This is a genomic window from Burkholderia sp. AU19243 (genome assembly GCF_018148075.1).
GTDB lineage: Bacteria > Pseudomonadota > Gammaproteobacteria > Burkholderiales > Burkholderiaceae > Burkholderia > Burkholderia latens_A.
In genome coordinates, this window is the sequence record NZ_JAGSTV010000003.1 from 559,467 (window position 1) to 580,244 (window position 20,778).

The following is a 20,778-nucleotide window of genomic DNA, read 5'->3' on the forward strand; positions in this document are numbered from 1 at the left end:
TTACGGATTACCGCGCAGCGAAACGATCGCTTACAGCCGGTGCGGATCGCGCTCGCTATGCTGGGTTCCATATTGAACCCCGAGCAGGTGAACGCGATGAAGAAAACCCTTTTGCTGATTGCCGGCGTGGCCGTGTTGCTGAGCGGCTGTATCGTGGTGCCGGATGGGGGCGGGTATTACGGTGACGGGTATTACCATCATCATCGGCATTGGGATTGATGCCGCGACATCCGGTTCCAGTCACACGGAGGCTGCTGACGCGCGCGGAACGATACCGCAGAACGCCGAAAATGAAGGAGAGATTCACCGCGGCGATGGCCAAGGGCGGCCCATCGGCATATGCGACGGCGGATCGTTTCGCTTCGTACAAGACATCGCCAGCGGGAACGCCGACGCTCATTTCCCGATACAAAACCTGCTGAAAATCACCCCGAGCAGATCGTCGGAAGTAAACTCGCCGGTAATCGCATTGAATTGCTCCTGCGCGAGCCGCAATTCCTCCGCGAACAAATCGAGCGACTGTGCGCGTTGCTCCGCATGATCGGCCGCTTGCGCGAGATGATCCTGGGCCGCGCGCAGCGCGATCAAGTGCCGCTCGCGCGCGAGATAAACGCCCTCCGCCCCCGCCTGCCATCCCGCGATTCGCAACAGTTCCGCACGCAGCATGTCGATCCCGTCGCCGCGCTTCGCCGACAGATGCACTTCCGTCAGATCACCTTCGGCCGCCGGATGCTCGACGCAAGCCGGCACGCCGGTCAGATCCGTCTTGTTCAGCACGCGCACCACCGGCACGCCGCCGGGAAACCGCGCCGCGATCGCCTCGTCGTCCGCCGTCATTCCGGTGCGCGAATCGAGCAGATGCAGCACGACGTCCGCGCGCTCGATCTCGCTCCACGTGCGCGCAATCCCGATCCGCTCCACTTCGTCCTCCGTCTCGCGCAGGCCGGCCGTGTCGATGATGTGCAGCGGAATCCCTTCGACCTGGATCGTCTGCGCGACCTTGTCGCGCGTCGTCCCCGCGATCGGCGTGACGATCGCCAGCTCCGCGCCGGCGAGCGCATTCAGCAGCGACGACTTGCCTACGTTCGGCTGCCCCGCCAGCACCACCGACAGCCCTTCGCGCAGCAGCGCACCTTGCCGCGCATCGCCAAGCACATGCGCGAGTTGCTCGCGAATCGTCGCGAGCTTGCCGCGCGCATCGGCCGCTTCCAGGAAGTCGATCTCTTCTTCGGGGAAATCGAGCGTCGCCTCGACCAGCATCCGCAACGTGATCACGTCCTCGACGAGCGCATGGATCTGCCGCGAGAACGCGCCGTCCAGCGAGCGGCCTGCCGAGCGCGCCGCCGCCTCGGTGCTCGCCTCGATCAGGTCGGCCACCGCCTCGGCCTGCGCGAGGTCGAGCTTGTCGTTAAGAAACGCACGCCGCGTGAACTCGCCCGGCTCCGCAAGCCGCAACCCGAAGCCGCGCCCCGCATCCAGGCAGCGCTGCAGCAGCAACTGCATCACGATCGGCCCGCCATGCCCCTGCAGTTCCAGCACGTGCTCGCCGGTATACGAATGCGGCGCAGGGAAATACAGCGCGATCCCGCGGTCGAGCGGGGCGCCGTGCTCATCAAGAAACGGCACGTAGCTCGCATGACGCGGCGCGAGCCGCTGCCCGCACAACGCGTCGATCAGCGGCTGTGCGGCCGCCTCGCCGCCGCGCCCGAACGACACGCGCACGACGCCGATGCCACCCCGGCCGGCAGCGGTGGCAATGGCGACGATCGGATCGGAATCGGTAGCGAGCATGGGAATCGGATGGGTCGGGTGGTCAGTCGATGAATGGTGCGCCCGCACAACACCGCGGGCATCGGAACGCCGGCATTGTAGCGCGCCGGCCTGAACGCGGCCGGTCACTCCGTCAGTTTCGAACTCGCCCGAATTTATCCCGGCGGAGCTAAGTCGAGTATCACGCGAGGGCGAGCCGATCGCGTCTATTTCGGACGTGTACGCCCGTCGGAACGGGCCGACGCAGGGGCCGCGATTTCATCTCATGCCTGCAGCCCGCTTGGGATTCGTCCGAATGAGATATCTTTCGCCTATACGGTTGTCTGATACGCCGCGGTGGAATTGCACAATCACCCCCATGCCGACACCCGAAGAAAAAGCGGCGTTCTCCGAACGCCTGAAATTCGCCTTGCGGCGCAGCCCGGAGAAGGTCACCGGCGCGACGGAACTCGCGAACCGGTTCAATCTGCGTCACCGCGGCGAGCACCCGGTTTCGCCGCAAACCGCGCACAAATGGCTGACGGGCCGCACGATTCCGACGCCGGACAAACTCGAAACGCTCGCGAGCTGGTTGCGCGTCGAACTGCACTGGTTGCACTACGGGCCGTCGCCGAGCGTGATCGAGCATCCGACGCCGCAACCGCTTCCGCGCGACGAGCGCTATCCGCCCACCCCCGAGACGATCGAACTCGCGTCGAAGATCGAGGCGCTGCCGCCGCATCAACGCTACCTCGTGCAGGAGCTGATCGAACAGTTCTACCACGTCGAACCGAAAATCGAAGCGAAGAAGGCCTGACGGCCGCGGTCGAACGGACGCACGAACGCCGTCGTCGCCCCGGTGCCGGCCACCGGAAACAAAAAAGCCGCATGGATTGCACCATGCGGCTTTTTTGCGTGCATCGCGGGCGGCTCCCGCCCGCGTGCGTGCGCATCAGGCAGGCTTCTTGACGCCGCCGAGCTTGCGCGTGATGTAGTACTGCTGCGCGATCGACAGCACGTTGTTCACAACGTAGTACAGCACGAGACCGGCCGGGAAGAAGAAGAACATCACCGAGAATGCGATCGGCATGAACTTCATCATCTTTGCCTGAACCGGGTCCGGCGGCGTCGGGTTCAGACTCGTCTGCACGAACATCGACACGGCCATCAGCACCGGCAGGATGAAGAACGGATCGCGCTGCGACAGGTCGTGAATCCACAGAATCCACGGCGCGCCGCGCATTTCGACCGACGCCAGCAGCACCCAGTACAGCGAGATGAACACCGGGATCTGGATCACGACCGGCAGGCAGCCGCCGAACGGATTGACCTTCTCGGTCTTGTACAACTCCATCAGCGCGGCGTTCATCTTCTGCGGATCGCTCTTGAAGCGTTCGCGCAGCGCCTGCATGCGCGGCGTGATTTCCTTCATGCGCGCCATCGACTTGTAGCTTGCCGCCGACAGCGGGAAGAACACGGCCTTGATCAGCACCGTCAGCAACACGATCGCCCAGCCCCAGTTGCCGACCACGCCGTGGATCTTCTCGAGCAGCCAGAACAGCGGCTTTGCGATGATCGTCACCCAGCCGTAGTCCTTCACGAGCTCCAGGCCCGGCGCGATGCCTTCGAGCATGCGCTCTTCTTCCGGACCCGCGAACAGGCGCGCCTGAACGTCGGCCGACTGCCCCGGCGCGATCGCGGCCACCGGCTGCTTCACGCCGACGCGGTACAGCGTCGGATCGATCTTTTCAGCGTAGATGTCGCGCTTTGCGCCCTGTTGCGGAATCCACGCCGACGCGAAGTAGTGCTGCACCATCGCGACCCAGCCGTTATCGGCGGAGTTCACGAAGTCGGCCTTGTTCTTGTCGAGGTCGCTGAAGTTGATCTTCTGGAAGTGCTTCGCGTCGGTGTAGACCGCCGGCCCGAGGAACGTATGCGAGAACATCGGCGTTTCGACGGCCGTGTTGTCGCGCACCAGCTCCATGTAGACCGTCGGCGTGACCGGTGCGGTGCCGACATTGTCGATCTTGGTGTCGACGCCGATCACGTAGCTGCCGCGCGTGAACGTGTAGGTCTTGATCACCTTCACGCCGCCCTTCACCGGCGATTCGAACGACAGCTTCAGCGTGTTCTGGTCGCCCGTCAGCGACGTCGGGCCCGCATTGACCTGCGTGTAGACGTCGTTGTGGTTCGGGAAGTCGCCGCCGAGCAGGCCCGTGCGCGCGAGATACGTATGGCCGGCCGTGTGGTCGAACAGCGTGATGTACAGATCCGGCTGCTTGCCGTCACCCTGCTTCTTCAGCGTCAGCTTCGCGAGCGTGCCGCCGCGCGTGTCGATTTCGCCGTCATACACGTCGGTCGAGAACTTCACGAGCTGCGCCTGCGCGGCCGGTGCCGTCGTCGACGGTGCGGCGCCCGCCGCGGCGGCCGGTGCGTCACCGGCGGTCGTCGTCGCGCCCGTGCCCGATGCGCCGCCGGCAGCGGCCGGAGCCGTATGCGTGGCGCTCGGGAAGAACATCGACGGGCGTCCATGGTCGCGCTGCCAGTTGTCGTACAGCATGACAGCTGACATGAAGAAGATCACCCATAGGACGGTGCGTTTGATATCCATGCGTTGTCTCAGAGTCGATGGGACCGCGCGTCGGCTTCGCCGCGAGCGCGAGTGTCGGAGTTGGGCGGCGGGACGAGGTCGACGCCGCCCGCGGAAAACGGGTGGCATCGGCACACGCGCCTGACGGCGAGATACGTGCCGCGCGCGGCGCCATGATACTGGATTGCCTCGCGCGCGTAATCCGAACAGGAAGGATAAAAACGGCACCGGTTGCCGAGCATCGGGCTCACGGCAACCTTGTAGAAGCGCAGCAACGCGATCAATACCGTTTCCATACCTTGGGCGGCGCCGTTCGACGCCGCGTCAAAACCGGCCGGGCGGGCGCGCACGCCGCACCACGGACGGATGCGTCACTCGGACGCGGGCTTCGACGCACGGCGCGCGATCTCCCGGGCCGCCCTGTCGAGCAGCTCGCGAATTTCCGCCGCGCACATCGCCGCGAGCGGGGCGGAGGCCGCGCTCGGCAGCGCCTTCTTGTCGAAGCGCGTGTGCTGCCGCAGCAGCAGGTCGTAACCGGCGAATTCGGCGCGGCGCAGGCGAAACGCGTCGCGCGCCAGCCGCTTCACGAGGTTACGGGTTACCGCTCGCGGCGCATACTTCTTTCCGACGACGAGCCCCAAACGGGCAGGCTGGCCGGTCGGCTTGCCGTAGATCACGAAGTGCGCGGAGCGCCGCCAGGGGCGCAAACGAAAAACGGATGAAAATTCATCCGTTTTCAGAAGTCGCGCAGCTTTCGGGAAGGCGGCTTTCGTCTGTGACGGATTCGCACCCGGCTCGACGGCACCTTCCGCAGAACTGCGGACGGCGGACACAGCGCGCAACCTGCCTTAGATGGCGAGGCGCTTGCGGCCCTTCGCGCGGCGAGCGTTGATGACCTTGCGGCCACCTGCCGTCTTCATGCGGACACGGAAGCCATGGGTGCGCTTGCGGCGCGTCACGGACGGTTGGTAAGTACGTTTCATGATGTTCTCACTTGTTCGAGAATGTCGAAATTCAGGGGACCGCGTGCCCTTAACCGGAGGCATTCGGGCGAACGCAATCGCCGGGAATACAGGATTGGTTTTCGCGGAACCCGCTATTTAAACCGTTTTTCTCTTGACGGTCAATACTTTACGAGTCGTCCGCCTGTGCCGGCCCGCACCGATCCGGCCCCGCGACCCACAACCCGGGCCTGTGGATAAGTCGCGCTGTGGCCGCGTTTGGCGGTAGAATCTCGCCTTATCTCCAAGAATCCCGCACGCCGCTTCGGCATGCGCCTGCCTTTCCCACACTGTGACGCAGGCGTCCGAGGCACGCTCGCACGACCGCTTCGGGCCTTGTGGCGCAACCGCGACAAGGGCGCCGGCGAGCCGCGCTGTGCATGCAAAAAACGACAGCTACTTGATGAACGATTTCTGGCAACACTGTTCCGCACTGCTGGAGCGCGAGCTGACGCCCCAGCAGTACGTGACGTGGATCAAACCCTTGGCCCCGGTGGCCTTCGATGCGTCGGCGAACACGCTGTCGATCGCCGCGCCGAACCGCTTCAAGCTGGACTGGGTCAAGAGCCAGTTTTCGGGCCGGATCTCCGATCTGGCCCGGGAATTCTGGAACACGCCGATCGAAGTCCAGTTCGTTCTCGATCCGAAGGCCGGCATGCGCAGCGCGCCGGCGGGCGCCGCACCGGCCGCTCCGCGCGCGCCGCTCGCGCCGAGCGGCCCCGCTGCGACGGTCGCCGCGATCGCCGCCAACCTGACCGCGAACGCATCGGCTGCGCCGAGCGCGCCGGCCGACGTGCCGATGACGCCGTCGGCGGCTGCCGCGCACCACCTGAACGCCGACGACGCCGACATCGACCTGCCGAGCCTGCCCGCGCACGAAGCCGCGGCCGGCCGCCGCACATGGCGGCCGGGTCCGGGCGCCGCACCCGCGAACGGCGGCGAAGCCGATTCGATGTATGAACGCTCGAAGCTGAACCCGGTGCTCACGTTCGACAACTTCGTGACCGGTAAAGCCAACCAGCTCGCGCGCGCCGCCGCGATCCAGGTCGCGGACAACCCCGGCATCTCGTACAACCCGCTGTTCCTGTATGGCGGCGTCGGCCTCGGCAAGACTCACCTGATCCACGCGATCGGCAACCAGCTGCTGCTGGACAAGGCCGGCGCGCGGATCCGCTACATCCACGCGGAGCAATACGTGTCCGACGTGGTGAAGGCGTACCAGCGCAAGGCGTTCGACGATTTCAAGCGCTACTACCATTCGCTCGACCTGCTGCTGATCGACGATATCCAGTTCTTCTCCGGCAAGTCGCGCACGCAAGAGGAATTCTTCTACGCGTTCGAGGCGCTCGTCGCGAACAAGGCGCAGGTGATCATCACCAGCGACACGTATCCGAAGGAAATCTCGGGCATCGACGATCGCCTGATCTCGCGCTTCGACTCGGGCCTCACCGTTGCGATCGAGCCGCCCGAGCTGGAAATGCGCGTCGCGATCCTGATGCGCAAGGCGCAGTCGGAAGGCGTGAACCTGTCCGAAGACGTCGCGTTCTTCGTCGCGAAGCACCTGCGCTCGAACGTGCGCGAGCTCGAAGGCGCGCTGCGCAAGATCCTCGCGTATTCGAAGTTCCACGGCCGCGAGATCTCGATCGAGCTGACCAAGGAAGCGCTGAAGGACTTGCTGACCGTGCAGAACCGGCAGATTTCGGTCGAGAACATCCAGAAGACCGTCGCCGACTTCTACAACATCAAGGTCGCCGACATGTATTCGAAGAAGCGCCCCGCGAACATCGCGCGGCCGCGGCAGATTGCGATGTATCTGGCGAAGGAACTCACGCAGAAGAGCCTGCCGGAAATCGGCGAGCTGTTCGGCGGGCGCGATCACACGACCGTGCTGCACGCGGTGCGCAAGATCGCCGACGAGCGCAGCAAGGACGCGCAGCTGAACCACGAACTGCACGTGCTGGAACAGACGCTGAAGGGGTGAGCGCGCGCACCGCGCTTGATAATTCGGCCTCCGCCCCAATTTAAGGGGGGCGGTTCGGTTTTGAGGCACAATACAGGTTTGACCGCCCCGGCGGCGGCGGGCCAAGAGCCCGGCCGGCGGGGCGCTGCGAGGCTGCTGCGCTGCAGGCCGTTACTCAACGAAGGAACTCTATGCAACTGGTCAAGACCGAACGAGACACACTCCTCAGGCCGCTGCAAACGGTCAGCGGCATCGTCGAACGCCGCCATACGTTGCCGATCCTCGCCAACCTGCTGATCACCAAGAACGGCCCGGACGTTTCTTTCCTGTCGACCGACCTGGAGCTGCAGATCACCACGCGCGCCGATTTCGGCGTCGGCGGCGACCAGGTGGCCACCACCGTCGCGGCCCGCAAGCTGCTCGACATCCTGCGCGCGATGCCCGACGGGCAGGTCACGCTGTCGCTCGCGGACAAGCGCCTCACCGTCCAGTCCGGCAAGAGCCGCTTCGCACTGCAGACGCTCGCCGCCGACGAGTTCCCGACCGTCGCGCAGGCGAAGGATTTCGGCGCGAGCCTGACCGTCCCGCAGAAGTCGTTCCGCCAGCTGCTTGGCATGGTGCACTTCGCGATGGCGCAGCAGGACATCCGCTATTACCTGAACGGGATGCTGCTCGTCGTCGACGGCGACCAGCTGATGGCCGTGGCCACCGACGGCCACCGCCTCGCGTTCTCGTCGATGAAGCTCGAAGGCGGCACGTTCGGCCGCCAGGAAGTGATCGTGCCGCGCAAGACGATTCTCGAGTTGCAGCGCCTGCTCGAAGATATCGACGACACCGTCACGATCGACATCGCGCAGACCCAGGCGAAGTTCACGTTCGGCGGCGTCGAGCTCGTGTCGAAGCTGGTCGAGGGCAAGTTCCCCGACTTCCAGCGCGTGATCCCGAAGGCGCACAAGAACACGTTCGAGATCGGCCGTGAAGAGCTGCAGCGCTCGCTGCAGCGCGCGGCGATCCTGACCTCGGACAAGTTCAAGGGCGTGCGCTGCATCGTCGCGCCGGGCCAGCTGAAGATCATGTCGACCAACGCCGATCAGGAAGAGGCGCAGGAAGAACTCGAAATCGCGTACCAGGGCGATACCGTCGATATCGGCTTCAACGTCACGTATCTGCTCGACGTGCTCGCAAACCTGAAGGTCGACACCGTGCAGGTGAGCCTCGGCGATGCCAGCTCGAGCGCGCTGATCACCGTGCCCGAGAACGACGAATTCAAGTATGTCGTGATGCCGATGCGCATCTGACGCGCTCGACATCGCGACACACACCAGGGGGCGGCAAGCCCCTTTGGCGTTTTTATGGCGAACTGACAACCCGTCCCTTTGGTGCGTTTTCGGCGCCTGGGGCGGGCCAGGAAACTGGAGCGGCCCGGCGATTTCTCTCGCTGAAACGCACCGCGCCGCCACGAGAGTGGCCTCGCAGAACCGGAAGATATCCATGAGTGAACAGCACAATTCGCAACCCGATAACAGCAGCTACGGCGCCTCGTCGATCCAGATCCTCGAAGGTCTGGAAGCGGTGCGCAAGCGCCCCGGGATGTACATCGGCGACACGTCGGACGGCACCGGTCTGCACCACCTCGTGTTCGAGGTGCTCGACAACTCGATCGACGAAGCGCTGGCCGGGTACTGCAACGACATCCACGTGACGATTCACGCCGACAACTCGATTTCCGTGACCGACAACGGCCGCGGGATTCCGACCGACGTGAAGATGAACGACAAGCACGAGCCGAAGCGCAGCGCCGCCGAGATCGTGATGACCGAGCTGCACGCCGGCGGCAAGTTCGACCAGAACAGCTACAAGGTGTCCGGCGGCCTGCACGGCGTGGGCGTGTCGTGCGTGAACGCGCTGTCGAGCTGGCTGCGCCTCACCGTGCGCCGCAACGGCAAGAAGCATTTCATGGAGTTCCATCGCGGCATCGCGCAGGATCGCGTGCTCGAGCAGGTGGATGGTGTCGAAGTGTCGCCGATGCTGATCACCGGCGACACCGAGAACCGCGGCACCGAAGTGCACTTCATGGCCGATCCGACCATTTTCGGCACGGTCGAGTATCACTACGACATCCTCGCGAAGCGGATGCGCGAGCTTTCGTTCCTGAACAACGGCGTGCGGATTCGTCTCACGGACCTGCGCTCGGGCAAGGAAGACGATTTCGCGTTCGCCGGCGGGGTGAAGGGCTTCGTCGAGTTCATCAACAAGACGAAGACCAACCTGCATCCGACCATCTTCCACGTGAATGGCGAGAAGGATGGCGTGGGCGTCGAAGTCGCGATGCAGTGGAACGACAGCTACAACGAAAACGTGCTGTGCTTCACGAACAACATTCCGCAGCGGGATGGCGGCACGCACTTGACCGGCCTGCGGGCGGCGATGACGCGCGTGATCAACAAGTACATCGCAGACAACGAGATCGCGAAGAAGGCGAAGGTCGAAACGACCGGCGATGATATGCGCGAAGGTTTGTCGTGCGTGCTCTCCGTGAAGGTGCCGGAGCCGAAGTTCAGCTCGCAAACGAAGGACAAGCTGGTTTCTTCCGAGGTTCGTGCGCCGGTTGAGGAAGTCGTCGCGAAGGCGCTGGAAGAGTTCCTGCTCGAGACGCCGAACGACGCGAAGATCATCTGCGGGAAGATCGTTGAAGCGGCTCGTGCACGTGACGCTGCGCGGAAGGCGCGTGAGATGACGCGACGCAAGGGCGTGCTCGATGGCGTCGGCCTGCCGGGCAAGCTCGCGGATTGCCAGGAGAAAGATCCGGCGAAGTGCGAAATCTACATCGTCGAGGGTGACTCGGCAGGCGGCTCGGCAAAGCAAGGGCGCGATCGGAAGTTCCAGGCAATCTTGCCGCTGCGCGGCAAGGTGCTGAACGTCGAGAAGGCGCGCTACGACAAGCTGCTGTCGTCGGAACAGATCGTCACGCTCGTGACCGCGCTCGGCTGCGGCATCGGCAAGGACGATTACAACCTCGACAAGCTCCGCTATCACCGCATCATCATCATGACCGACGCGGACGTCGACGGTGCGCATATCCGGACGCTGCTGCTCACGTTCTTCTATCGGCAAATGCCGGAGATGGTCGAGCGCGGGTATGTTTATATCGCGCAGCCGCCGCTTTACAAGATCAAAGCCGGGAAGGATGAGCGGTATTTGAAGGATGACGCGGAGCTCAACGCGCATATGCTGCGCTTGGCGTTGCAAGGATCGGAGCTGGTGCCTGGCGAGAATGCGGCCGCGATTTCGGGCGATGCGCTTGGGGAACTGGCACGGTCGTATCTGCTGTCGCAAAGCGTCATCGAACGGTTGAGCCGGTTGTATGACCCGGCAGCGCTCGAGGCGATCATGGATGGTGTGGCGATCGATCTGTCGAACGAGGAATCGACGGAGGCTTCGGCCAAGGCTCTTCACGCTGCTTTGCACGACGAGGCGCTGAAGAACGAAGTGCGTGTCGTGCCTTCGTATGATCCAGTGCGAGAGCTGCGGTCGCTGCGGGTTGAGCGAGCGCATCACGGGAACGTGCGCGTTTCGGTCATCGATGAAGAGTTCCAGCATACGGCGGATTATCAGCAGCTGGTGACTACCGCGAAGACGTTTGAAGGGCTGATTCAGGCTGGGGCGGTGATCAAGCGTGGTGAGCGCAGCATGGCTGTGAGCGACTTCAAGAGTGCGATGAAGTGGCTGCTAGCGGATGCGGAACGGAACGTTTCGAAGCAACGCTATAAGGGGCTTGGGGAGATGAACCCCGAGCAGCTCTGGGAGACGACGATGGATCCGACCGTGCGGCGTCTGCTGCGCGTGCAGATCGAGGATGCTATTGCTGCGGATGGCATCTTTACTACCCTCATGGGGGATGAGGTCGAGCCGCGTAGGGCGTTTATTGAGTCGAATGCGTTGCGGGCGGGGAATATTGATGTCTAACGCATTGTAGATACGTAGGGCGCCAGAGTAAGTGCGACTGGCGCCACAGTTTTGCGACTGAGCGACGGAGTTGGTGCGACTGGCCTACATCGGACCACCTACGCCAGACACACCAACGATCGCCTCGGTGCTGAAAAAATAGGCATACGCCGAGAATGAATCCAAGCGGGATGCGCAACTTGTGAGACCAAGCCCGCTAAATACTTGCTTCGGACTCGATCCGAGCAAGATCCACAAGGAAAGGCGCGCTGCCCGAGCGTAACGAGCGAAGCCGTCGGGACGTTCCGACGGCTTCGTGCTCGCTAGGCAAGGTGGCCGCCACTCCGCCCGGACAAACGTTCCGCAAGCCTAGCTAGGGTGGAGAACGTGGATCGATAACAACTTTTGTAGAGCGCCACGGTAGCACGATGGCAGAGAGCCAGATCGAGGGGGCGATCGCCACCTGCAACCCGTTGCGAATGTTCGGTGATCGCGGGCAGATGCTCGCATTCGGGGGCTGAATGTTTAGAGAACTACAAAATCTTCATCATGCGTTGAGCGCTTATATCGAAGCGACTTACCACATTTCACATCCCAGCCTTGTTGACCTACGGCGCATCATTCTTGACCAGCGGGGTACGATCTCCCAACGGGCGTATCTCGAAAGCACCCCCCTTTACCAGGGAAGGCGGAAGTTTGCTGAATTAGCAATTCCGCAGCAGGCCAGAGACTTTCTGAGCTATCTCGGCACCCTTGAGGGTGGAAGGCTCGCTTTTGATCCGCCCTATCCACATCAGGCCGACGCGCTTGAGATCATCGCTGATTCGGTCGGCCGATGCCTATTGGCGACCACTGGCACGGGATCGGGCAAAACGGAAACCTTTCTTCTGCCGATTCTCATGAAATTGGCGAACGAAGCCGCGAGCAAACCGGAGCAGTTTGCTAAGCGCGCCGTTCGTTCGATCATTCTGTATCCCATGAACGCGCTGGTAAATGACCAGTTGGGGCGTCTCCGTAAACTCTTCGGAGCACAGACGGTACGCACCTGGTTCACGGAACGTGCGGGGCGGCCAGCAAAGTTCGCCCGATACACGGGCCGCTCCCTTTATCCGGGACAAAGAACAGAGGAGCGTAACAAGCAGCGCTTAAAGAGTCTCAATTTCTATCGTGATCTCGAACGAGAGGCACAAACCGATGAAACTGTTGAGGCGCAGATCCAGGCGCTGCGATCGCTAGGCCGCTGGCCAGCCAAACCTAGTCATGAAGACGCCGAGAATGGCATGACGGCATGGCTCGGCAGCGGCAAACCGTGGCTTGGTCCCGATCAGAAATTTCAGCGCGCAATCGAGCGCCCTGAGGACGCAGAACTCTTACTGCGTCATGAGGTCCAGGATCAGCCGCCCGATCTGCTGATCACAAACTATTCGATGCTCGAGTACATGCTCTTGAGGCCGATCGAGCGCCCCATCTTCGAACACACTAAGGCATTCTTCGAAGCGCATCCAGAAGAGAGACTACTTTTTGTACTCGACGAAGCGCATCTTTATCGCGGAGCGAGTGGCACTGAAGTGGCGCTCCTAATTCGGCGGCTGCGCAATAGACTTGGGCTATCTCCAGATCGTCTGCAAGTTATTGCAACTAGCGCCTCATTTTCTGATGGAGATGCGGCACGGCATTTCATTGCTGGCCTAGTCGGTCGTGAGGCCAACAAAATTGAGGTGCTACGAGGCAGCAAACATGCCCGACATCCATCTGGCCCCGGTGACTCGACGCTTGCCTCCGTACTCGCAGCGTGCCAGGTAAAACAACTCAAGGATGTTGACGCCGCTCAGCGGATCAAAGCCCTTCATCCCCTGCTAACGTTCCGACACGACGTGCTTGTCGAACAGCAATTTGCTCTCACATCATCCACGTCGAAAGTTGCAACCGTGAATCTCCGTGGCGTCGACGCCACGCTTTGCCCCGTCGAGGAAATCGTTTCTGTTCCCCCTCATGGTAAGGCTGAAACCTCGACCTCATTTCTGGTGATCACCGAAATTGCAGCCATTGATGGTATCAGCGTTGGGCAATCAGTAGACAAACCTGACCTGACAATCAAAGACGGCCAGCAATTGGTCATCCGCGACGGCTTACAGCGCGCGGTCCACGCGGCACTAAAGGATCTTCCCGTTGTCGGGAGGCTGGTAAACTTAACCGGTGGCGCGGTTTCTGAGGAAGATAAAGTTACCACCCAGCCACTCGCACCGATCGCGATCGATGAGATCGCTGCACTTCTCTTCGAAGATGAGATTTCGCCCGATATCCGTACAAAGGCGACGGACGTCCTGCTCGAACTCTCGTCCTACGCAAAAGCAGAACCGGACGGCCCACCCTTGCTTGCCGCACGTGTGCATGCCTTTTTCCGCGGCCTTCCCGGCCTTTGGGGGTGTGCCCACAGTGCTTGCGCAAAATTGCCTATGGATTTACAACCGGGCCCTACCGGTATGCTCTATCCGCAATCAAGGCGAGAATGCGGATGCGGTGCCCGTGTTTTCGAAGTCCACACCTGCCGTGATTGTGGGGTTGCCTATTTTCAGGCCTTTGCCCTCAACCCTAGCCAGCCAGATTTTTTGTGGGCCGAGGACGTCGGCAGTCTCGAGGATGTTGATGGAATTGTCCGTCCAGTGCAGATTTTGTTGGAGGACCCAGGCTTCAACGCGGACAGATATTGCACAACCGCCTTCCTCGACCCATTAACTGGGCGGATTGGCTCGCAATCTCAAAATGCTCGTGAAATATGGCTTCCGCGTCCGGCGAAAGATGTGGAACCAGGGCATTTTGAGAAGTGCCCTCACTGCGAGGGTAATGGTTCGCAGATCATGAATCACCAAACCAAGGGTGATGAACCGTTCCAGGAACTGATCAGCGTTCAACTTCTGGACCAACCCGCGCGTCCGGAAGCCACTTCGCCACTGAAGGGACGCAAATCGCTTATCTTTTCTGACGGCCGCCAAGCGGCTTCTCGGTTGTCAGGAAAACTTAAGGACTTCTCTCTCCAAGACAGCATTCGACCTCTTCTTCTCGCCGGCCTGAAGATGCTCGAAAAGCGTTTCGGTGAATCCGTCGCGCTTGGCAATGCCTATCCCGCGATCCTGTACGCATGCTCTCAGTTCGACGTGAACTTCCGACTGCCAGGATCCGAGCACGAAGAGTTCGCTCGCGATCTCCGCAAGGTGCGCACCTTCGCCAAGGAAGATGGCGATTTTGCAGAGTTTCGGGATTTGGCCGCGACCCTCAACAAGACTCATGTGAAATCCGTCCGTGCGCCGCTCGCTCGTGTGCTTGCCAACCGGCACACTGGGTTGCTGCCGCTCGCCCTGGCTGCTCCTCAAGCGCTCCTGACCGACAATCAGGTTAAGCGTCTCAATACTTTGGCTGTCCCTCCCGCCGGCGAAGGGACCGACGAAGAAAAACGTCGTGCGCTGCTCGATCTATGGATCACTTTGTCACTTGCAGACGGAGCTGTCTTGGTAGAGGGCACGCCCAGCGAATGGATCGATTCACGTGAAGGGCCGCAACTCAAAAGGAGCAGCGGTCGCTACACCAAAGTGTTCGAGAAGCTCTTTGGTGCAAAGTGGCACCGCACACAATTCGGCGCGAATGCGCAGTCCGATGCAAGTTGGATCGACTTTCTAACTAGCACCTTTGCGCAGAACCATAATGCGCAAGGGTTCTTCATAAATGCCGCCAAGGTTCGATTGCGCCCCGAGCAGGAGGTCACATGGCGTCGCTGCGGCCATTGCACACTGGCACAACCCGAAAATCGGCTGACGGGTATAACGTGCGTCCAATGCGGAAAGGAAACCAATCCGCTCGATCCGCGCAAAGACACGGTTTTCCGCACCCGAAAGTATCTCTATCGCAAACTCGTTGAACGGTTTGAGGCGGAGAACAATCAAGGATATGTGCCCTATCCCTTCGTCGCCGAGGAACACACAGCACAGCTGAACGATGCAGGTCAGGACCAGGCTTTCTCTCGAGCTGAATGGTACGAGTTGCGCTTTCAAGATCTCGATGTCCCGGGACCTCGTGGTGAGCGTGCAGGTGCGGTCGATGTACTAAGTTGCACCACGACAATGGAGGTCGGCATCGACATCGGCAGCCTCACGGCTGTTGCGTTGCGCAACGTACCTCCGGGACGGGCCAATTATCAACAGCGAGCCGGTCGCGCAGGACGTCGCGGCTCTTCGCTTTCGACCGTGCTGACGTTTGCTGGGTCGGACAGCCACGACCAGCGTTTTTTTGCGAATCCTCAGGCAATGGTCGGAGGCCCAGTCCCTGATCCGGTTCTCAATCTCGACAATCGTGAGATTGTGCGACGACATGCCTTCGCACTCATGCTGTCGCTCTTCCAGCAAGAACGCATCGAAATGCCGATCGCTGGCGGCGACGTGCAGGCCTCAAACATATTCGAGTCCCTTGGCAAACTCTCTGAATTTCGCCGTCCCGACCCCGATGGCTTTACGTTCGCCGGTCTGAAAGGCTGGCTCGCGACCAACACCAAAGTCGTAGACGCCGCCCTTCGTGACGTTATCCCACGAGAGGCAATCGAAGGGGACTCTGAACACTTCTTCTCGGCCTTGCCGCAAGAACTTTTGCAAGCGCTTGAGGCGGTAGGCGCCGGGGAGAATGAAGTTTCGCTCACGCCAGCGGACACCGTTGTGGCAACCGAAGAAGGGCCGGCGTTCGACTTCGGCTTCGAGGATTATGGAGGCGACGAGGATTTGTTCGAGACGCCGCCCAATGACACACCGGCCGAGGAAGCGCGCGAAAACGCGGATGCAAATCCAGAAGCTCCCTTAAAACCTCAGAACCTCCTCGATCGACTTTTCGCGAAGGCAATACTGCCCCGCTACGCCTTTCCGACCGACGTAGTTTCCTTCACTGTGTTCGATTCATCCAGCACGCGCTATCGTGCCGAGATCGCTTATTCGCCACAAGCTGGCTTAACCCAAGCGCTTAGCCAATATGCGCCTGGACGAGAAGTCTGGGTCGACGGTCAAAAATTCCGCTCGATGGCGATCTATTCTGGATTTCAAAAGGACCGCATCAACGCCTATCGAGCCCAGAGGCTCTACTATGAATGCGGTCGCTGCGGCTACGCGAAGCTCGAAGACCCCGACGACAATCATCGTCGCGGAGACACAGAGGATTGCCCAGCTTGCAAGAAGAAGGCAGGTATGGGACCTGCAGAGCGCTGGGTTGTCCCGGTTGGATTTGCTCATCCCTATGATGAACGGTTCGAACTAGCTGGTGACGAAACACCTCTTTTGACGCGTCCTACGCGCGCTAAACTAAGTGCACCTCATTTCGAGTTGCATCAGGAATTGGGGGAACTCAAGCGCCCAGATGGCAGCGGCTTTGGTGCCTGGGCCTCTAAGCAAACATTGATGGTGACGAACCTTGGTGTTCGCAAAGCAGGAAGTCCGGAGACCGGTTTCCTCTACTGTCCCGCATGTGGAAGAACGGAACCGACCGGCTGGGCCGAGGGCCAGCTAACAAAGCCGCACCGGCGACCTTATCCGAACCATGGCAAACAGCCTGAACTGTGCGACGGTCGCGGAAGAGCCATCGTTCTCGGTCATGAGTTCCTGACCGACATCGCGCTATTTTCATTCCGTTTGTCGCCAGAGCTTCATGTGCCCGCCGGTTCGACCGTTGGCCGCATCGTGCTGACGACGATTGCCGAAGCGTTGAGTATTGCAGCAGCTGGACTGCTGGACGTTGACGCGGCTGATATTGGGGGCGGTCATCGCGCTGCCCTCAACGAGGGCGGTGCGCGCGGTAGCGAGGTCGAGGTATTCCTCTACGACACGGCACCCGGCGGTGCAGGCTTTGTTCGAACAGCGGCGCGTGATCCAGAAGCATTGCTTTCACGAGCGTTAGACCTTTTGGAACGATGCGAGTGCTCATCGTCCTGCTACGCTTGCTTGCGCTCACACAAGAACCGCTGGGATCACGCTGATCTTGACCGGCATCTCGGCGCGACGTTCCTTCGCCACATTCTCTATGGCGAGCGACCGTGGGTTCCAGAGCCTGTAGAAGATCGACTCCTGGATATCCTTCAAACTGATTTGATTGATGCCGGCGAAGAAGTTGAGCGCGGTCCGGATGGCGCGCTGAGCTTGCCGATGCATGGCGGGCGCACGTTGGTCATCAGTCACCCTCTCATCCGCGAGCAACCGGGATCACAACGGGCTTTCGCGCGGGGTCGCAAAGCGACCGACCGCTATCTCGACCAGTTGCTCGTGGACCGCGCACTACCAGTTGCTGTCTTGCGAGCGCTTGATGCAGCCTCGGCCGGCGAACGTGAAGATACACCCTTTACTCTTGCAGACACCGGCGTACCGGTTTATCGAGCGTTGGCTGATCTCAGTGGATCGGGTCCGGACCTGCCGCCGACTACTCTGTTCGCCGACGTTCCAGACGCGCCAAAGAACAGTTTCATCGTCCGGCTCGATATCGAAACGATGGAAAACACGAAGCTCGGAGAGGCGCGCCCATTTACCAAAGGGACGTGGCACATGTTCAGTCGTGTAGAAGAGCGAAGTCAAACGCCGATGTTGATCCGGAGGACTGATGGTAAGGCATTTCAAGCATCCGGCAGTGATGTAACGTTCGGCTTGGTAGGCGCGAGTATCAAAGAGAGCGGTATTGACCGATACCGCGTCCGATACGCCTCCTTGCAGCCGACAGCGCGTGCCGAGCAGATCAACAGCGACGCGGTAGAGTTTCTCGGCGCGTTTCACCGGAAAATGGGTGACTGACTATGGCGATCATGATCCCCGACGTGACGGCTGACCAAATCGCTCACGGTTCAGAACGAGATGTCTATCTCGCGCTGCGCGATCAACTTCCTGATACGTACCGCGTTGTCCATTCTCTCCCGTGGCTCCGCCCTGAGCGCGATTCAATCGACGCGCCGTTACGCGAGGGCGAAGCGGATTTCGTCATCTTTCATCCCGACTATGGTCTGCTCGTTCTCGAGGTGAAGGGAGGCGAGGAGATGTTCGCTCGCGGTCATCAATGGTTCCGCAAGCTTGCCAAAGGCGAACGCAAAATCACCAATCCATTCGATCAGGCACGGCGTAACATGCATGCGCTGACCGACGCCGTGGAGGAGCGCACAGGCGGGCGAATCACCACGAGTAAATTTGTCTACGGGTATGCAGTGGTCTTTCCGCACGGGCGTGCCACCGGTGTCCTGCCACTCGATGTCGCTGATCAAATCCTCATCGACGTTGACCGCATGTATGAACTCGAGCGAATGATCGAGAAAGCCTTCACGGCCTTTCCGCGAAAAGTCTGCAAACTTGAGCGGGCCGAGTTCATCGAGATGCTCGACGTGCTGTTGCCGCGCTTCCAGATCATGCGCCCACTCTCGCCGCAGATCGAAGCCGGTCGCGAGAAATTGCTCGAATTGACCGACAACCAGGCGCTCGCTTTTCGGGGCCTGTTCGCAAACCGACAATTGCTGGTTGAAGGTGTGGCCGGCTCAGGTAAGACGCTGCTGGCGATCGAGCGCGCTTTGGCGTTCGCACGCCAGGGAATTCGATGTCTGTTCGTCTGCTACAACAGAGAACTTGCTCAATGGCTGCGCGAGCAACTCGCTGCGGATCCGAGTCGGGCTGAAATCGCCGGGCTCGTTGACGTGTACCACTTCCACTCGCTTGCTTCTGAACTGGCGAGGAAGGCAGGGTTGCCCTTCGACGTTCCCACAGACCAGGCCGCAGCACGTCAGTTCTGGGAGGAGGATGCTGTCTCGATTCTCGAGGCCGCTGTCGCAAGCGTCTTTGCAATAGATGAACCGCGCTACGGCGCACTCGTCGTCGATGAGGCTCAAGACTTTGCCGAACTTTGGTGGTACGCACTGTTTCCTCTCATTAAAGGCGGCGAGAGTGGAGCGACCTATGTCTTTATGGATCTCGCTCAGAGCCTTCGGGCTAACGCAAGTCCACCGCCATTCGAGTTTCCAGCCCGCTATACACTCAACATCAACTGCCGGAATACCAGGCGAATTGCTAGGCTAAGCGCTAATCTCGTGCCTCTTGAAACATTGTCTCCGACGGGGGCCCCCGTCGGAGTCGATGTGCGTATGCTTCGCGCGACTGCGTCGACTCAGCAAACAGGCCTCGTGGCAAACGAACTACGCCGAGTGCTCGATGACGAGAAGTTGGCACCACGTCAGATTGTTCTTATCGGCCCGGCTTCTAAAGAGCGTGGAAGCCTTAAAGGCTTGAACGAGGTTAGCGGCACACGCATCGTTACGTCAGCAGCGGACTGGCGAGTTGGGAAGGGTGTACTGTGCACGACCGCGCGTTCCTTTAAGGGGCTAGAGGCCGATGTCGTCATCGTTTACGATCTGGCCACGCTCAGTTCAGGCTTTACATCTGCCGACCTCTATGTTGCGTGCAGCCGGGCTCGTCATGTTCTGATACTTGTTACTCACGATGAGAGAATTAGATCGATCATCGAAAGAGCTGAAGCAGCGAGTCGAATCGATGCTTGAGGCTCTCGACCAGAATACGCTGCGCCAGAGGCTAGGCTTTGAAACTGGCTGCGGGGGCGCGCCAACTGTGGGCTCGGTAGCCGAAGCAGTACGCACGTGTATCCATTCTTGGCGCTCCCCAGCGCGAGCACGTGTCACTGAATATATACATCGGCAGTTGATCGCCACTGGATTCGAAGAAGGTCAGGTCCGCGATTGTGTCGCCGATGTCATCGATGCTCTGATTGATATCGGCGATGTCACGGTTGCGCGTCTCGACGGCAGGACCAGTCTCGTACTGTCACGCCCGATATGGGTCAACATTGGTGACGCAGCATATGTTGCGCTGGGAAACACTGCGAAAGAATCAATGATCGCACATGACTATGGTCTATATGCTCGATTGGCTTCGACCGTACCCGCCACCGTGACTCCAGTGCACTTTTCCGACTGGCTCGGACCGGCAGCCTTTCACTCGCACATAGTGCGCCGAGTAGGTAGCCAAGCAGGAGGGACAATCAGCGAATTCTGGGATGTCTTGAAGACCGTACTGCGGTACAAAGGAAATCCGATCGATCCTACCCAATTGCGGGCTGTGGTCGCTTCGCCACATGCGACTGGCTTCTTCGGCCGCCCCAACGCCGACGGTGTTTCCGGGCGTTGGGTGGCGTCGGTTCCGAACGGAACGTGGTGTGGTGTTCGCCCCGGCCGCAATCCTAATGAGTGGCACCCCGTAGTGGCTTGTGTAGACGGATGTGACGCGCACGCCTTAGATCTTTATGATTGGGACGAGTGGAACTGGGCGCTTTTGGCGCGCGGAGTCGCGCTAGGGGCGCCTGAGCGCTCAACCTGGCAGAACGGAGTCCTCGCATTTGAATATCCTATCCCAGCTCAATTCATTCGGGCACTCCGTCTGCTTGGCGTGCCGGGACGCCAAGCCTGGACATGGCAGGTGAGCGAAAAAGCCAACCATTGTTTTGATGAGTGGTGCCGTGCCGAGATTTAA

13 protein-coding genes are annotated in these 20,778 nt (G+C 60.7%); 8 read left to right on the forward strand and 5 right to left on the reverse strand.

Annotated elements, in window-relative coordinates:
- Positions 1-96: 96 nt before the first annotated feature.
- Entirely contained in the window at positions 97-219 is a 123-nt protein-coding gene (locus KDW55_RS29595; RefSeq protein WP_256976788.1) for a hypothetical protein, read from the forward strand.
- A gap of 177 nt (positions 220-396) precedes the next feature.
- Here KDW55_RS29595 and mnmE read toward each other — a convergent pair whose 3' ends face one another.
- Positions 397-1,791, reverse strand: coding sequence for a tRNA uridine-5-carboxymethylaminomethyl(34) synthesis GTPase MnmE (gene mnmE, locus KDW55_RS08820; protein WP_069241897.1), 1,395 nt, complete (start codon positions 1,789-1,791; stop codon positions 397-399).
- A gap of 337 nt (positions 1,792-2,128) precedes the next feature.
- On the opposite strand from mnmE, the gene KDW55_RS08825 reads away from it, so the two are divergent.
- The gene (locus KDW55_RS08825) at positions 2,129-2,566 is read left to right on the forward strand and encodes a transcriptional regulator (protein WP_040142597.1); all 438 of its coding nucleotides are present in this window, start codon (positions 2,129-2,131) and stop codon (positions 2,564-2,566) included.
- 135 nt (positions 2,567-2,701) lie between these two features.
- Here KDW55_RS08825 and yidC read toward each other — a convergent pair whose 3' ends face one another.
- The 4 genes from yidC to rpmH all read right to left on the reverse strand — a co-directional run bounded on the left by yidC (position 2,702) and on the right by rpmH (position 5,322).
- A complete protein-coding gene (yidC, locus tag KDW55_RS08830; RefSeq protein WP_040142599.1) occupies positions 2,702-4,360 on the reverse strand; it encodes a membrane protein insertase YidC in 1,659 nt (552 codons plus the stop codon).
- A gap of 8 nt (positions 4,361-4,368) precedes the next feature.
- The gene (gene yidD / locus KDW55_RS08835; RefSeq protein WP_040142602.1) at positions 4,369-4,635 is read right to left on the reverse strand and encodes a membrane protein insertion efficiency factor YidD; all 267 of its coding nucleotides are present in this window, start codon (positions 4,633-4,635) and stop codon (positions 4,369-4,371) included.
- Positions 4,636-4,710: 75 nt separating this feature from the next.
- On the reverse strand, positions 4,711-5,172 hold the full coding sequence (gene rnpA, locus KDW55_RS08840) for a ribonuclease P protein component (protein WP_040142604.1): 462 nt from the start codon (positions 5,170-5,172) through the stop codon (positions 4,711-4,713).
- Between the two features lie 15 nt (positions 5,173-5,187).
- Positions 5,188-5,322, reverse strand: coding sequence for a 50S ribosomal protein L34 (gene rpmH, locus KDW55_RS08845; RefSeq protein WP_004198824.1), 135 nt, complete (start codon positions 5,320-5,322; stop codon positions 5,188-5,190).
- 421 nt (positions 5,323-5,743) lie between these two features.
- Here rpmH and dnaA point away from each other — a divergent pair, with 421 nt between their 5' ends.
- The 6 genes from dnaA (at position 5,744) to KDW55_RS08875 (ending at position 20,778) form a co-directional block, all read left to right on the forward strand.
- Positions 5,744-7,321, forward strand: a complete 1,578-nt coding sequence (gene dnaA, locus KDW55_RS08850; protein ID WP_040142606.1) for a chromosomal replication initiator protein DnaA — start codon at positions 5,744-5,746, stop codon at positions 7,319-7,321.
- A gap of 170 nt (positions 7,322-7,491) precedes the next feature.
- Positions 7,492-8,598, forward strand: a complete 1,107-nt coding sequence (dnaN, locus tag KDW55_RS08855) for a DNA polymerase III subunit beta (protein ID WP_040142608.1) — start codon at positions 7,492-7,494, stop codon at positions 8,596-8,598.
- A 193-nt stretch (positions 8,599-8,791) separates the two neighbouring features.
- Positions 8,792-11,266, forward strand: coding sequence for a DNA topoisomerase (ATP-hydrolyzing) subunit B (gene gyrB, locus KDW55_RS08860; protein ID WP_069240765.1), 2,475 nt, complete (start codon positions 8,792-8,794; stop codon positions 11,264-11,266).
- Positions 11,267-11,766: 500 nt separating this feature from the next.
- Positions 11,767-18,051 (forward strand): DEAD/DEAH box helicase, encoded by a 6,285-nt coding sequence (locus KDW55_RS08865; protein WP_212197917.1) that lies wholly within the window; start codon positions 11,767-11,769, stop codon positions 18,049-18,051.
- 2 nt (positions 18,052-18,053) lie between these two features.
- Complete coding sequence (locus KDW55_RS08870; RefSeq protein WP_212197918.1) at positions 18,054-19,793, forward strand: NERD domain-containing protein; 1,740 nt, start codon at positions 18,054-18,056, stop codon at positions 19,791-19,793.
- 157 nt (positions 19,794-19,950) lie between these two features.
- Positions 19,951-20,778: a hypothetical protein gene (locus KDW55_RS08875; protein WP_212197919.1), complete on the forward strand. Its 828-nt coding sequence runs from the start codon at positions 19,951-19,953 to the stop codon at positions 20,776-20,778.